The following is a 13,339-nucleotide window of genomic DNA, read 5'->3' on the forward strand; positions in this document are numbered from 1 at the left end:
TTAAAACTAAAAGGTATTATAATGGTATTGCTATGATTGAGTCTCATAATAATGCTGTGCTGGCCGTAGATGGGGGCGGAACACGGTGTCGTGTCGCCTGTGAATTAAGGGGCGTGGTCCGTTGTGTCGAAACCGGTGCCGCCAATGTTTCGACCGATTTCGACAGTGCGTTGACGCAGATTCGGGCGGGGTTAGATCACTTGTCGGGTCAGGTCGGTCTGACGACTGATAACCTGCGCGAACTGCCGGCATTCATCGGTTTGGCAGGCGTCACTGATGCCGGGATTGCCGCACGTTTACGGGATGCGCTGAGCCTGACTTGCGCGCGGGTCGAGGATGACCGACCCGCTGCCGTTCGGGGGGCGTTGGGTGCACAGGACGGTTTGATCGCTCATTGCGGCACCGGGTCGTTCCTTGCTGTGCAGGTGGATGGTGTGATGCGGTTTGCCGGAGGATGGGGGGCGATTCTGGGGGACGAAGCCTCGGCCCAATGGGTTGGACGCAGAGCTTTGGCCGAAACGCTGTGCGCTTTTGATGACACGCAGATTAAGACGGGTCTGACGCAAAAACTTTTGGCTGACCTTCAAGGTCCCGCTGGCATTGTGCGGTTTGCTGGCACGGCGACGCCCGCCCAGTTCGGGGCGCTGGCGCCTGTCGTGACGTCTGCCGCGAAGACGGGTGATGAAGTAGCCACCTATATCATGCGGGCCGGTGCAAGTTACATTACAGAAACCGCTAAAAGATTGGGTTGGCACGCTGGCCGAGCGATCTGTCTTACAGGTGGGATTGCCGGGCAGTATGCGGGCTATCTGCCTGATGACATGCAAGCGGCCATTCGCCCGCCACAGGCTGAACCGCTGACCGGGGCATTGGCCCTGGCGAAGGAGATCCGACATGAGCATCTCTGACTTTCTGCGCGCCGATCTGTGGCTGAGCCCGGACAAAGGCCCGCGCTATGTTCAGCTCAGGCACAGGCTGCAAGAGGGGATCGACACCGGCGTTCTGCCTCCGAATTCTTCACTGCCGTCGGAACGCGAACTGGTTGAAATCACTGACTTGTCGCGTGTCACAGTCCGCAAGGCAATTCAGGAACTGGTGCAGGAAGGCGTGATCGAGCAACGTCAGGGATCCGGCTCCTTCATTCGCGAACGCGTTGCGCGGGTCGAACAATCACTGACCCATTTGACTTCATTCACCGAAGACATGTCGAGCCGTGGTATGCAAACCACCTCGAAATGGCTTGAGCGCGGTGTCTTTGCGCCGACGCCCGAGGAAATCGAAGCGTTAAGCCTGAAAGAGGGCGAACAGATTTCGCGCATCTACCGTTTGCGCGAGGCCGATGGTCGCCCGCTGGCGCTGGAACGCGCCGCGCTGCCGTTGGACATCCTGCCGAACCCGATCGAGGTGACTACTTCGCTCTATGAGGTGCTGGATGGGCTGGGGCGGCGGCCTGTGCGTGCGGTTCAGAAGATATCGGCCCTCAACCTTGCGGCGCGCGAGGCCGAGTTGCTGGAGGTGCCCGAAGGGGCCGCCGGGCTGAATATCGAACGCGTTTCATTCCTTAAAAACGGGCGGGTCGCCGAACTGACCCGGTCCCTCTATCGGGGCGACACCTATGACTTTGTCGCCGAGTTGCGGTTATAGCCGGAAAGGCAAGTAAGCATGTCAGAACACAGTTCGAAAATGCGTCAGGAGGTTTTGGAAATCCCCGACGCCGTTGACCGATTGCTGAGCCAGGGTGCGGCCAATATTCAGGAGGCGGCTGCACGCGTGAAAGAGGCTGGCCCCGGGTTCCTGATCACAGTGGCGCGGGGGTCGTCCGATCACGCCTGCACCTATCTGAAATACGCCGCTGAATTGATGTTGAACCTCCCCGTCGCTTCGGTCGGGCCGTCGGTTCGTTCGATCTATGGGGCCGATCTTCGTGCGACCGGGGCGCTGTGTCTGTCCGTGTCGCAGTCGGGCCAAAGTCCGGACATTGTGGGGATGAGCCGTTCGCTGAAATCCTCGGGCGGGGTAACAGTGGCGATCACCAACAACACCGCCTCGCGCCTTGCGGATGTGACGGATGCGGTATTGCCGCTGCATGCGGGGCCGGAACTGAGCGTGGCTGCAACCAAGACATTCGTAACGTCGCTGGTGGCAGGGTTGTGGCTGTTGGCTGAGATTAAAGGGGATGAAGCTCTGACCACCGCGATCCGAGCCTTGCCGGGTCATCTGGCGCAGGCCGCGCAATGCGATTGGTCGGCGGCGGCTGATGCCATTACTGGTCGATCACTGTTCACGCTGGGCCGGGGTCCGTCTTTTGCGATGTCGAATGAGGCTGCGCTGAAGATCAAGGAAACATGTCAGATTCACGCCGAAAGCTATTCGGCGGCTGAAGTTTTGCATGGTCCGGTCTCAATCGTTGAACAGGGGTTTCCCGCTATCGTGTTTGCAGCCGCAGACGCCGCCGAACAGACAACGGCCGAGGCTGCCGATGCGCTGGCGGGCAAGGGTGCGGCTGTTTTCGCGGCGACCGATAAGGTCACTAAGGCACATAGCTTGCCGGTAACTCGCACCGATCACTGGCTGACCGACCCCATTGCCGCTATCACTTCGTTTTACAGCATGGTCGAGGCCGTCGCGCAGGCACGCGGGATTGATCCTGACACGCCGCGCCATCTGAGAAAGGTGACAGAGACGGTATGATCTCGGAATCCAAGACATATCTCAACGGTGCCATGTTTGATGGCACGCGCCTGCTTTGCAATTATGCCATGACCTTTCGTCAGGGCGCTCTGGCCGCGCTTGAACCTGAAGGGGCTGCAAGATCCGAAGGGCAGGTCGTCGACCTGAACGGAGATATTCTGTGCCCTGGTTACGTCGACCTGCAGGTGAATGGCGGCGGTGGCGTGATGTTTAACGATGATCCAACCGTCGACACGATTCATAAGATCACTGAGGCGCATCACCGTCTTGGCGTAGTATCCTTGTTGCCGACGTTGATTACTGACACGCCCGAGAAAACCAAGGCAGCCATCGCCGCCGCGATTCAGGCCGTTCGTGCAGGGGTTCCGGGTGTGGCAGGGTTGCACCTTGAGGGACCGCACCTGTCGGTGGCACGCAAGGGGGCGCATGACGGGGCATTGATCCGCCCGATGAAGGACGCGGATCTCGCCGCGTTGATTGCGGCTGCAAGCGAGTTGCCTTGCCTGAAGGTGACCCTTGCGCCCGAATCCGTGTCTGAGCAACAGGTGCAGGCCTTGTCTGACGCAGGGGTTTTGGTGTCGCTGGGTCATAGTGGTGCAAACTTTGAGACGTGTCAGCGTTATGCTGCGGCGGGCGCACGTTGTGTTACACACCTGTTCAACGCCATGAGCCAGCTGGGCAGCCGCGAACCCGGTCTGGTCGGGGCGGCGTTGGCAACTGGCCAGCTGTCGGCGGGATTGATCGCCGACGGCATCCATGTTCATCCCGAAACGATCCGCGCGGCCTGGGCCGCCAAAACCGCGCCTGGCCAGATCTTTCTGGTCAGCGATGCGATGGCGGTCGCAGGCACCGATCAGTCCGCATTTAAACTGGAGGGCCGCAGGATTACGCGGACGGACGGCCGTCTGACGCTTGAGGATGGAACGCTGGCCGGGGCTGATCTGGATCTGACAACTGCGATAGGAACTTTGGTCAATCGGGCTGGCGTGCCGCTTCAGGATGCGTTGGCGGCTGCTACAACCTATCCGGCGATTCTGATTGGTCAACCGGTCGCGCAACCGCTGCGCGCCGAGTCGATGATCCGCATTTCAGCGGACCTCGATTCCTGTTCGTGGCTTTGCGAATAGGATTGAAGAAAAGCTGCCTGTCACCTTCGCCAAAACCGAGTGACAGAAATTGATTTCCACCGTCGAACGGCGCTTGACGGCACCAGACGCATCCCTTAAACCGACCAGCGCTGAGCGGGCGTCGTATACTGGCTATTACCTCAGCCTTCCAAGCTGATGAAGCGGGTTCGATTCCCGCCGCCCGCTCCAAATCAGCCCCATAATTCTGCGTCAAATAGCCCTGACCGGTGGCCTATTCGTGATGCCCTGCTTGACCCCACCGTCCGCTGCCGCCAAGAAGCGATCACGAGAATGAGAACATGAATTAAGGGCCACGCATGGCAAAAACCGCCCCAGCCAGTCCAGCACAGCAACCTGCACCCGGTGCCAGTGAAGAGCGCGCCCGGTCCAAGAAAATTGGCGTCCTGGCGTCACTGTGGCCTTTCATGCGCCCCTATCGGACGTTGATGGCCGGGGCGATTCTGGCGCTGGTTCTGACGGCCAGCATGACCCTTGCGCTGCCACTGGCCGTGCGCCGTGTGGTCGACAATTTCCGCATCGAAGACGGTGAGCTGTTAGAGTGGTACTTTCTGGCCGCACTGGGCATCGCCGGGGTTCTGGCCGTGGGCACTGGCCTACGCTATGCGCTTGTCACCCGGCTGGGCGAACGCGTCGTGGCCGATATTCGCGAGGCCGTGTTCGACCGCGTCATCGGTATGAGCCCCGAATTCTACGAACGGATCATGACCGGCGAGGTCCTGAGCCGGATTACCACTGACACGACGCTTATTCAGTCAGTGCTGGGCTCGTCCGTTTCCATAGCGTTGCGCAACATGTTGTTGTTCTTCGGTGGGTTGGTGTTGATGCTGCTAACATCGGCTAAGCTGACGGGGCTAGTTTTGCTGTTGATCCCGGTCGTGGTAGTGCCGATTCTGGTATTGGGGCGTCGTCTGCGGGTGATCAGCCGCGAAAACCAGGATTGGATCGCAGCCTCGTCCGGTAACGCGGGTGAAGCGCTGAGCGCGGTGCAAACGGTGCAAGCCTTTACCCATGAACAGGCCAGCCGCAAACAGTTCGCGGATATGACTGAAACCTCCTATGCCGTCTCGCTGCGCCGTATTCAGACCCGTGCGGTTCTGACGGTGATTGTTATCTTTCTGGTGTTTTCGGGCATTGTCGGCGTTCTTTGGATGGGCGCAAATGACGTTCGAAACGGCGTGATGACCGAAGGCGTTCTGATCCAATTCGTGATCTATTCGATCATCATGGCCGGGTCCGTGGCCGCTCTGTCTGAAATCTGGAGCGAACTGCAACGCGCCGCAGGAGCAACCGAGCGGCTGGTGGAACTGTTGAATGTACAGGACACCGTTACCGATCCGACGAATCCCAAGGCGCTGCCCATGCCGGTTCGGGGAGAGATTCGTTTCGACGACGTGACCTTCCGCTATCCATCACGCCCCGATGTTGTGACACTGGAACATCTGTCATTGCAGGTAAAACCCGGCGAGACGGTGGCTTTTGTCGGCCCCTCGGGGGCAGGCAAAACGACCGTCATCCAGTTGATCCTGCGATTTTACGATCCGGTTTCGGGTCGGGTCAGCATAGATGGCGTCGACCTGCGTGATATCGACCGAGCTGATTTCCGTCGGTATATGGCTCTGGTTCCGCAGGACCCGACCATCTTTGCCGCCTCGGCCCGTGAAAACATCCGCTTTGGCCGTCTGGATGCCACTGATGCCGAGGTTGAGGCCGCCGCCCGTGCCGCCGCCGCGCATGAATTCATCTCGGCCCTGCCTGAAGGCTATGACAGTTTCGTTGGTGAACGCGGCGTTATGCTGTCGGGTGGGCAAAAACAACGTATCGCTATTGCCCGTGCGATCCTGCGGGACGCGCCGGTACTGCTGCTGGACGAGGCGACCTCGGCACTGGATGCCGAAAGCGAGCGCGCCGTGCAGGGGGCCGTCGATCAAATGCGGGCCGGGCGCACCACGCTGATCGTGGCGCACCGGCTGGCGACTGTCAAAAAGGCTGACCGGATTGTGGTGATGGAGGCTGGCCGGATCGTGGCGCAGGGCACCCATGACGATCTGGTGGCACAAGACGGTCTGTATGCCAGATTGGCGCGTCTGCAGTTTACTGACGGCATGGCGGCTGAATAACGTGACGCTGGGGCAGGGCAATTCGCTCCGCAGCGTAATTCTACCTCTTTCCGGGCTTCGCAGCTAAGCCCTTCCTTGATCATGCACGGTTTTGCTTCCATCTTGGCGGTGGATACATAACCCGTGCCGGACACGGGAGAGATAAGGGAGGAGCCACATGGCCTTTGTGGGTTTGGAAGACAAGGCAAGGATGGAGCAGGAAATGCCGTGGGAGGACCGCGATGTTCCGGTCACCTTCCATCAGTTGCTGTCGCGCACGGCAAGCAAGTTTCCCAACAGCAATGCGATCAGCTTTCAGCTGTTGTCCGGGCCGACCGACAGGGCCGAAACGCTGACGTGGTCGGAACTGCTGGGTAAAGTCAATCAGGCCGCAAACCTGTTCCGCTCGCTGGGGATCGGGGAAAAGGACGTCGTGGCCTACGTGCTGCCCAACAGTAACGAGACGTTGGTCACCATGATGGGGGGGGCGGTTGCAGGCATCGTGAACCCGATCAACCCGTTGCTTGAGCCCGAGCAAATCGCTGCGATCCTGCGCGAAACCGGTGCCAAGGTCGTGGTCACGCTGAAATCTTTCCCCAAGGCCGATGTGGCGCAAAAGGTCGAAGAGGCCGTGCGTCATGCGCCTAACGTCAAAACTATTCTTGAGATCGACCTCAACCGCTATTTGACGCCGCCAAAATCCTGGCTGGTCCCGTTCTTGCGCCCCAAAATGGGCGACAAGGAACATCTTGCCCACGCGGACTATAAGAACTTCAATCAAGAGCTGGCCAAACAGCCTACGACCCTGACGTTCGAGGACAGCACCGAAGATCGAGTTGCCTGCTATTTTCACACTGGCGGCACGACCGGAATGCCCAAGGTAGCGCAGCATAAATATTCGGGCCTGATCTATAATGGCTGGCTTGGGAACACACTGCTGTTCTCGGATGAAGACGTGATCATGTGCCCGTTGCCGATGTTCCATGTCTTTGCTGTGCATGTGATTGTTATGGCTGCGGTGTCCTCGGGCGCGCATGTAGTCTTCCCAACCCCTGCCGGGTATCGGGGCGATGGCGTGTTCGACAATTTCTGGAAGCTGATCGAACGCTGGAAGGTCAGTTTTATCATCACCGTCCCCACCGCGATTGCCGCCAAGATGCAACGCCCGGTGGATGCCGATATCTCAAGCGTGAAAACGGCGTTTTCGGGTTCGGCCCCGCTGCCCGTTGAACTGTTCCGCCGGTTCGAAGAGGCAACCGGTGTTACCATTGTCGAAGGCTATGGCCTGACCGAGGCGACCTGTCTGGTGTCGTGCAACCCGGTGGATGGGGAAAAGAAGATCGGGTCGATCGGGATTCCATTCCCGTATACGGATGTGAAGATCCTACAAGATGGCCCCGATGGGCCCAAGGAATGCGGCGCGGATGCGATTGGCGAGATCTGCATTTCAAACCCGGGTGTCTATGCAGGAAACACCTACACCGAGGCCGACAAAAACGTGAACCTGTACCATTTCGAAAAGTACCTGCGCACCGGTGATCTGGGCCGGTTCGACGAGGATGGGTATCTGTGGATCACGGGCCGCGCCAAGGACCTGATCATTCGCGGTGGCCACAACATCGACCCTGCAGAAATCGAAGAGGCCTTGCTGGGCCACGCCGCGGTTGCCTTTGCGGGCGCCATTGGTCAGCCCGACGCGCACTCGGGCGAGGTGCCCTGCGCCTTTGTCGAACTGGTCGACGGGGCCAGTGTGACCGAGAAGGAGCTGATGGAGTACTGCGGCGTGCATGTCCACGAACGTGCGGCAAGGCCCAAGCACATGACCATTCTGGACGAGTTGCCGAAGACCGCCGTGGGCAAGGTCTTCAAACCCGAATTGCGCAAACAGGCGATCACCCGCATTTATAACGGCGCGCTGGAAGAGGCCGGCCTAGACGCGCGTGTCGTGTCTGTGCTGGACGACAAAAAGCGCGGGCTTGTCGCGCAGCTTGACGCGAACGGCTGCTCGGACGACGATGTTGGTAAGGTGCTGGGATCGTTTACCCGGCCGTGGGAATGGGCTGCCTGATCGGGAGGGAAAATGGATTATGAACGTCTGATCGATGAAGAAACCTGGGCGTTCATAAAACGAACGGCTGAAAGCTATCCTGATGACGCGGTTGATCTGTCGATCGAAGATCAGCGTTGCGTTTATAACAGAATGTGTCAGGACTTTCGCCAACCCCGACCCGTTGGTCTGGATGTGCAGGACAGGTCTGCCGGAGGTGTGCCTGTCCGGGTTTACACCGCCGGAGAACCAACGCGAACCGTCGTCTATTTTCATGGCGGCGGTTTCGTCGTTGGTGGGTTGGACAGCCATGACGATGTCTGCGCCGAACTGTGTGTGCAGACCGGATATCGGGTTGTTGCTGTGGATTATCGCCTGTGCCCTGAACATGTGCACCCGGCGCAGTTTCAGGACAGCTGGACCGCGACGAATTGGGTAGTGCAGGAATTTGGCGACCCGTTGATTCTGGCAGGGGACAGCGCAGGGGGAAATCTGGCTGCCGCCGTGGCGCAGCATGCGCGGGGACGGCTTGAGGGGGTGCTGGGGCAGGTCCTCATCTATCCCGGTCTGGGCGGAGACACATCCGCAGGGTCATACGTCGAACATGCTCAGGCACCGCTTTTGACGCTGGAAGAAATCCGGTTCTATGAGAAAGTGCGCTGTGGCGGGCCTGCGCCGCAGAACGACCCGACATTCGCGCCGCTGCAGGATATTGATTTCTCGGGCCTGCCGCCGACCGTAGTGGTTACCGCCGATTGCGATCCGTTGCGCGACGATGGCCCGGCCTATTGCAGAAAGATCACCGAAACGGGTGGGCGAGCGCATTGGGTGAATGAGCCCGGCCTTGTGCATGGGTATCTGCGGGCGCGTACCTCGGTCAAACGCGCCGCAGACAGTTTCGAACGGATTTCTGTCGCCATCGAAGCATTGGGCCAGCAGATCTGGCCCTACGACTAATCCGTCACTTCAGGAAAGGCTTGGCTTTCATCGTCTCGGCGATTGGTGCGCCCATGCGGTTCAGAATCGTGGGCGCCAGTTGCAGCTGGTCGATCACCGTATCAGCCTCGGGGCCTTTGGCATCGCCGAAATAATACAATGCAGTTTCCTGTTGCAGCGATCCCCGTCCGCCGTGATGGCCACGTTCGTCCTGACCATGGTCCGCGGTCACGATGACCTCATACCCCAATTGCCGCCAACGTGGGATGAAAGGGGCCAGCATTTCGTCCATGACGAAGCAGGCATGGTCCATTTCCTCGCAATCGTGATGGAATCGGTGGCCCATGCTGTCCAGCGTGCAGGTGTGCAGAATGCCGTAATCCAACCCAAAGCGCAGGCACAGATTGGTCAGTGTGCCAAACAGATCCATGTCCGAGGGCGTCATCTGGTTCACCTGTCCATAGCCGGTCATCGAGTGGAACCGGCCATGGTTGATCGTCTTGCTCTCAGGCTCGTCGTATTCGATGTCGCGGACATAGTCGAACGGGTGACGGTTGAAGAATTGCGACCAATAGCTGTGGGTCACGGCGCCGGTCACGCCACCCGCCTCGCGGACCTGGCTGAAGACATCCTTGTGGCTTAGACGGAAGACGTTGCTGTTGCCTGTGCAGCCATGTTCCTGCGGTGTGACGCCGGTGTGGATCGAGGCATAGCAACTGGCCGAGGTCGATGGCAGCACCGCGCGATGCTTCCAGACCTGTGCCTCGCCACTGTCGACCCAGCCTTCAAGGTTGCCGAACAGGCGGCGAAAATTGCGCCATGGAACACCGTCCAGAATGATGAGGAGGAGTTTACGGTCCATTCCCTGACCCTTTCTTAGAATCCTTCAGGCGACCCTAGGGGATTCGTTGCCTCGGGGCTGCCTGTTCCCGCCCCAAATAGCAAAATCCCGACACCTGCCATCAGACAAAGCGCCGGGATTTTCAGTTTTCTTCAACCTGTCGCGAACCGGGTCAGTTCCCCGCACTCTCCATCTTGCGGTGGGCGACAACTTCTTCCAGCCAACCCAGATGCATTTCGGGCACCGAGCTGAGCAGCAGATCGGTATAGTCGTCAAACGGCGGGCTGAGCACCTGCGATTTCGGGCCATAACGAACCACGCGGCCCTGATACATCACCGCGATACTATCGCTGATTGCACGCACCGTTGCCAGATCGTGGGTGATGAACAGGTATGCCACATCCTCGATCTTTTGCAGGTCGAGCAACAGCTTGAGGATGCCATCCGCCACCAGCGGATCAAGCGCCGAGGTGACCTCATCACAGATGATCATCTTGGGCTTGGCCGCCAGCGACCGCGCGATACAGACACGCTGTTTCTGACCACCGGACAGTTCCGCCGGATAGCGATCCATGAACTTTTCGCCCAGTTCGATCTCATCCAACAGTTCGATGATCCGCTTGCGCTTTTCCGCGCCGCGCATGTTGAAGTAGAACTCCAGCGGGCGACCGATGATCGTGCCGACGGTCTGGCGCGGGTTCATCGCCACGTCGGCCATCTGATAGATCATCTGCAACTCGCGCAGGTCCTCGCGGGTGCGGCCCTTCAGATCGCCACTGAGCTTGCGGCCTGAAAAGGTGATCTCACCATCGCGCGGTGGCAGAAGGCCGGTGATCACCCGCGCCAAGGTAGATTTGCCCGAGCCGGATTCGCCCACCACAGCCAGCGTCTGTCCTGGATGAAGCTCGACATTGACATTGTGCAGCACGTCGAAATTCAGCCCCTTGTAGCGCGCGGTGATGCCGTCAACGCTCAGCACCGGGTCGGGTGTAGGTTTCTTTTCTTCGTGCTCGATGGAACGGACCGAGACCAGAGCCTGAGTATATTCCTCTTGCGGGTTGTTGATGATCTGGTCGGTATTGCCATACTCGACCGTATTGCCCATCCGCAGCACCATGATGTCGTCGCTTACTTGCGCCACAACCGCCAGGTCGTGGGTGATGTAAAGCGCGGCAACACCAGTGTCTGCGATGGCCTCTTTGATCGCCATCAGAACGTCGATCTGAGTCGTAACGTCCAGCGCTGTGGTAGGTTCGTCGAACACCACAAGATCAGGCTCGGGGCAGAGCGCCAGCGCTGTCATGCAACGTTGCAACTGACCACCCGAAACCTGGTGTGGATAGCGCTCGCCGATATTGTCCGGATCGGGCAGACCCAGCTTGGCGAACAACTCGCGCGCACGGCCTTCGGCCTCTTTGCGGCTGAACTTTTTCTGTTCCACCGCAGCTTCGACCACCTGATCCATGATCTTTTTCGCTGGGTTAAAAGATGCTGCGGCGGATTGGGACACATATGTAACCTCACCCCCACGCAGCTTGCGGATATCGCCATGCGACGTCTTGAGGATATCGCGGCCATTGACCCAAACCTCACCGCCGGTGATTTCCACACCGCCCCGGCCATAGGCCATCGAGGCTAGACCGATGGTCGATTTACCGGCACCGGATTCGCCGATCAGCCCCAGGACCTTGCCGGGCGCGAGGTCAAAGCTGACCCCGTGCACGATTTCGATGTCATGGGGTTTTTCACCCGGTGGATAGACGGTCGCGCCGATTTTGAGGTCGCGGACCTTGAGAAGGGCTTCTGTCATCCCCGGCCTCCTTTCAGCGATGTGGTACGGTTCAGGACCCAGTCAGCCACAAGGTTGACCGAGATCGCCAGCGTTGCGATGGCGACAGCAGGGTAGAGCGCCGCGCCGATGCCATAGACGATGCCGTCCTTGTTTTCCTTCACGATGCCGCCCCAGTCCGCCAGCGGCGGCTGAACGCCCAGACCCAGGAATGACAGGGTCGAGACAAACAGAACCATGAAGATGAACCGCAGACCCAGTTCCGCCACCAGCGGCGACAGGGCGTTGGGCAGGATTTCACGGAAGATGACCCAGACCTGGCCCTCACCACGCAGACGCGCGGCCTCGACATAGTCCATGACCGCGATATCCACGGCGACGGCGCGGGCCAAGCGATAGACACGAGTGGCGTCCAGCAGCCCCATGACGAGGATCAGAACGGGAATGGTCACCGGCACCATGGCCAGAACCACCAGCGCAAAGATCAGTGTCGGGATCGACATGATCAGATCCACCATGCGCGACATGACCTGATCAGCCCAGCCACCCAGCACCGCGGCCAGAAAACCAAGGATCGAGCCGGTCACGAAGCTAAGGATCGTGGCCACCGTGGCGATAAAGATCGTCGTGCGCCCGCCATAGATCATGCGGCTAAGAAGGTCGCGGCCAATGTTGTCAGTACCCAGCCAGAATTGTGAGCTGGACGGCTCCCACACGTCGCCCACGACCTCGGCCATACCGTAAGGGGCCAGCAGAGGGGCAAGGAGGGCGATGATGAAGTACAGGGCTGTGAAGGCCAGCCCGATCATTGCAGAAATAGGGATGTTCTTCATTTCGGATGCCTCAGCCTTGGGTTGGCCAGAATGGCAACAATGTCTGCAATCATGTTCAGCCCGATATAGATCGCGGCAAAGATGACGCCGCAGGCCAGAACCACCGGAACGTCACGCTTGGTCACGTGGTCCACAAGGTACTGCCCCATGCCGGGATAGACGAACACCACCTCAACCACGACGACGCCGACGACCAGATAGGCCAGGTTCAGCATCACCACGTTAACGATGGGCGCGACGGCGTTCGGAAACGCGTGGCGGTAGATAACTTGAAAATTGCTCAGACCCTTCAGTTCTGCTGTTTCAACGTAGGCAGACTGCATCACGTTCAGAATCGCGGCGCGGGTCATGCGCATCATATGCGCCAGAACAACCAGCGTCAGAACGATAACAGGCAGAGCAATTGAATTCAGCTTTTGCCAAAAGGACATGCTGTCGTTGATCATTGCCAGGGGCGAGAACAACCCTAGCTTAACGGCCACGAAATAGACCAGCACATAACCGATCAGAAACTCGGGGATCGAGATGGTTGTAAGGGTAACCGCCGAAATCAGCTTGTCCGGCCAACGGTTACGATAACGCACGGCCAACAGGCCCAAAAAGATAGCCAGCGGTACGGAAACAACAGCGGCCCAGAAGGCCAGAAACAGCGTGTTGCCCAGACGACTGCCGATCGACTCGGCGATATCCAGTTTATTGGTCAGGGATTGTCCAAGATCACCTTGAACAATGCCGCCCAGCCATTCGAAATAACGGGTCAGGGCGGGGCGGTTGAGGCCCATTTCCTCGCGCAGGTTTGCCAGCGCCTCGGGGGTTGCAGCTTGGCCTAGGACCGCTTGCGCAGCGTCCCCAGGAAGGGCTTCGGTGAGGCCGAATATCAGAGCCGATGCACCGAAGAGAAGCAGGAATCCCAGCGCAAGGCGCTGGGAAACCAGTTTAATGATAGGATGCATTATCC

11 protein-coding genes and 1 tRNA gene are annotated in these 13,339 nt (G+C 59.1%); 8 read left to right on the plus strand and 4 right to left on the minus strand.

Annotated elements, in window-relative coordinates; genetic code table 11:
- Positions 1-32 precede the first annotated feature (32 nt).
- From RUE5091_RS01560 to RUE5091_RS01595, 8 genes are all read left to right on the plus strand, one after another.
- Entirely contained in the window at positions 33-908 is an 876-nt protein-coding gene (locus RUE5091_RS01560; protein ID WP_058280115.1) for a glucosamine kinase nucleotide-binding domain-containing protein, read from the plus strand.
- Positions 895-1,644 carry a GntR family transcriptional regulator gene (locus tag RUE5091_RS01565; protein WP_058280116.1) on the plus strand — a complete coding sequence of 250 codons (750 nt, stop codon included), beginning with the start codon at positions 895-897 and terminating at the stop codon, positions 1,642-1,644. The genes RUE5091_RS01560 and RUE5091_RS01565 overlap by 14 nt, the downstream gene beginning before the upstream one ends.
- Before the next feature lie 18 nt (positions 1,645-1,662).
- Positions 1,663-2,691, plus strand: a complete 1,029-nt coding sequence (locus RUE5091_RS01570; protein WP_058280117.1) for an SIS domain-containing protein — start codon at positions 1,663-1,665, stop codon at positions 2,689-2,691.
- The gene (gene nagA, locus RUE5091_RS01575) at positions 2,688-3,818 is read left to right on the plus strand and encodes an N-acetylglucosamine-6-phosphate deacetylase (protein ID WP_058280118.1); all 1,131 of its coding nucleotides are present in this window, start codon (positions 2,688-2,690) and stop codon (positions 3,816-3,818) included. The genes RUE5091_RS01570 and nagA overlap by 4 nt, the downstream gene beginning before the upstream one ends.
- A gap of 114 nt (positions 3,819-3,932) precedes the next feature.
- Positions 3,933-4,007: transfer RNA gene (locus RUE5091_RS01580), tRNA-Gly, on the plus strand.
- Positions 4,008-4,135: 128 nt separating this feature from the next.
- Positions 4,136-5,956: an ABC transporter transmembrane domain-containing protein gene (locus tag RUE5091_RS01585; RefSeq protein ID WP_058280119.1), complete on the plus strand. Its 1,821-nt coding sequence runs from the start codon at positions 4,136-4,138 to the stop codon at positions 5,954-5,956.
- Positions 5,957-6,113: 157 nt separating this feature from the next.
- Positions 6,114-8,003, plus strand: coding sequence for an acyl-CoA synthetase (locus RUE5091_RS01590; RefSeq protein WP_058280120.1), 1,890 nt, complete (start codon positions 6,114-6,116; stop codon positions 8,001-8,003).
- Positions 8,004-8,015: 12 nt separating this feature from the next.
- Positions 8,016-8,939, plus strand: coding sequence for an alpha/beta hydrolase (locus tag RUE5091_RS01595; RefSeq protein WP_058280121.1), 924 nt, complete (start codon positions 8,016-8,018; stop codon positions 8,937-8,939).
- Between the two features lie 4 nt (positions 8,940-8,943).
- On the opposite strand, the gene RUE5091_RS01600 is transcribed toward RUE5091_RS01595, so the two are convergent.
- From RUE5091_RS01600 to RUE5091_RS01615, 4 genes are all read right to left on the minus strand, one after another.
- Positions 8,944-9,780 carry an alkaline phosphatase family protein gene (locus RUE5091_RS01600; RefSeq protein WP_058280122.1) on the minus strand — a complete coding sequence of 279 codons (837 nt, stop codon included), beginning with the start codon at positions 9,778-9,780 and terminating at the stop codon, positions 8,944-8,946.
- Between the two features lie 151 nt (positions 9,781-9,931).
- Positions 9,932-11,569 (minus strand): ABC transporter ATP-binding protein, encoded by a 1,638-nt coding sequence (locus RUE5091_RS01605; RefSeq protein ID WP_058280123.1) that lies wholly within the window; start codon positions 11,567-11,569, stop codon positions 9,932-9,934.
- Entirely contained in the window at positions 11,566-12,381 is an 816-nt protein-coding gene (locus tag RUE5091_RS01610; RefSeq protein WP_058280124.1) for an ABC transporter permease, read from the minus strand. The genes RUE5091_RS01605 and RUE5091_RS01610 overlap by 4 nt, the downstream gene beginning before the upstream one ends.
- On the minus strand, positions 12,378-13,334 hold the full coding sequence (locus tag RUE5091_RS01615) for an ABC transporter permease (RefSeq protein WP_058280125.1): 957 nt from the start codon (positions 13,332-13,334) through the stop codon (positions 12,378-12,380). Before RUE5091_RS01615 ends, RUE5091_RS01610 begins: the two co-directional genes overlap by 4 nt.
- Positions 13,335-13,339 lie beyond the last annotated feature (5 nt).

Origin of the sequence: Ruegeria denitrificans (genome assembly GCF_001458295.1) — a bacterium.
In the GTDB taxonomy this organism is placed as follows: Bacteria; Pseudomonadota; Alphaproteobacteria; order Rhodobacterales; family Rhodobacteraceae; genus Ruegeria; species Ruegeria denitrificans.

What these genes read in the sequence shown, in the direction of transcription:
- RUE5091_RS01570 (WP_058280117.1), top strand. Translation starts at nt 1,663, where the DNA reads ATGTCAGAACACAGTTCGAAAATGCGTCAGGAGGTTTTGGAAATCCCC.
- RUE5091_RS01605 (WP_058280123.1), bottom strand. Translation starts at nt 11,569, where the DNA reads ATGACAGAAGCCCTTCTCAAGGTCCGCGACCTCAAAATCGGCGCGACC.
- RUE5091_RS01595 (WP_058280121.1), top strand. Translation starts at nt 8,016, where the DNA reads ATGGATTATGAACGTCTGATCGATGAAGAAACCTGGGCGTTCATAAAA.
- RUE5091_RS01560 (WP_058280115.1), top strand. Translation starts at nt 33, where the DNA reads ATGATTGAGTCTCATAATAATGCTGTGCTGGCCGTAGATGGGGGCGGA.
- RUE5091_RS01565 (WP_058280116.1), top strand. Translation starts at nt 895, where the DNA reads ATGAGCATCTCTGACTTTCTGCGCGCCGATCTGTGGCTGAGCCCGGAC.
- RUE5091_RS01610 (WP_058280124.1), bottom strand. Translation starts at nt 12,381, where the DNA reads ATGAAGAACATCCCTATTTCTGCAATGATCGGGCTGGCCTTCACAGCC.
- RUE5091_RS01590 (WP_058280120.1), top strand. Translation starts at nt 6,114, where the DNA reads ATGGCCTTTGTGGGTTTGGAAGACAAGGCAAGGATGGAGCAGGAAATG.
- RUE5091_RS01615 (WP_058280125.1), bottom strand. Translation starts at nt 13,334, where the DNA reads ATGCATCCTATCATTAAACTGGTTTCCCAGCGCCTTGCGCTGGGATTC.
- RUE5091_RS01585 (WP_058280119.1), top strand. Translation starts at nt 4,136, where the DNA reads ATGGCAAAAACCGCCCCAGCCAGTCCAGCACAGCAACCTGCACCCGGT.
- RUE5091_RS01600 (WP_058280122.1), bottom strand. Translation starts at nt 9,780, where the DNA reads ATGGACCGTAAACTCCTCCTCATCATTCTGGACGGTGTTCCATGGCGC.
- nagA (WP_058280118.1), top strand. Translation starts at nt 2,688, where the DNA reads ATGATCTCGGAATCCAAGACATATCTCAACGGTGCCATGTTTGATGGC.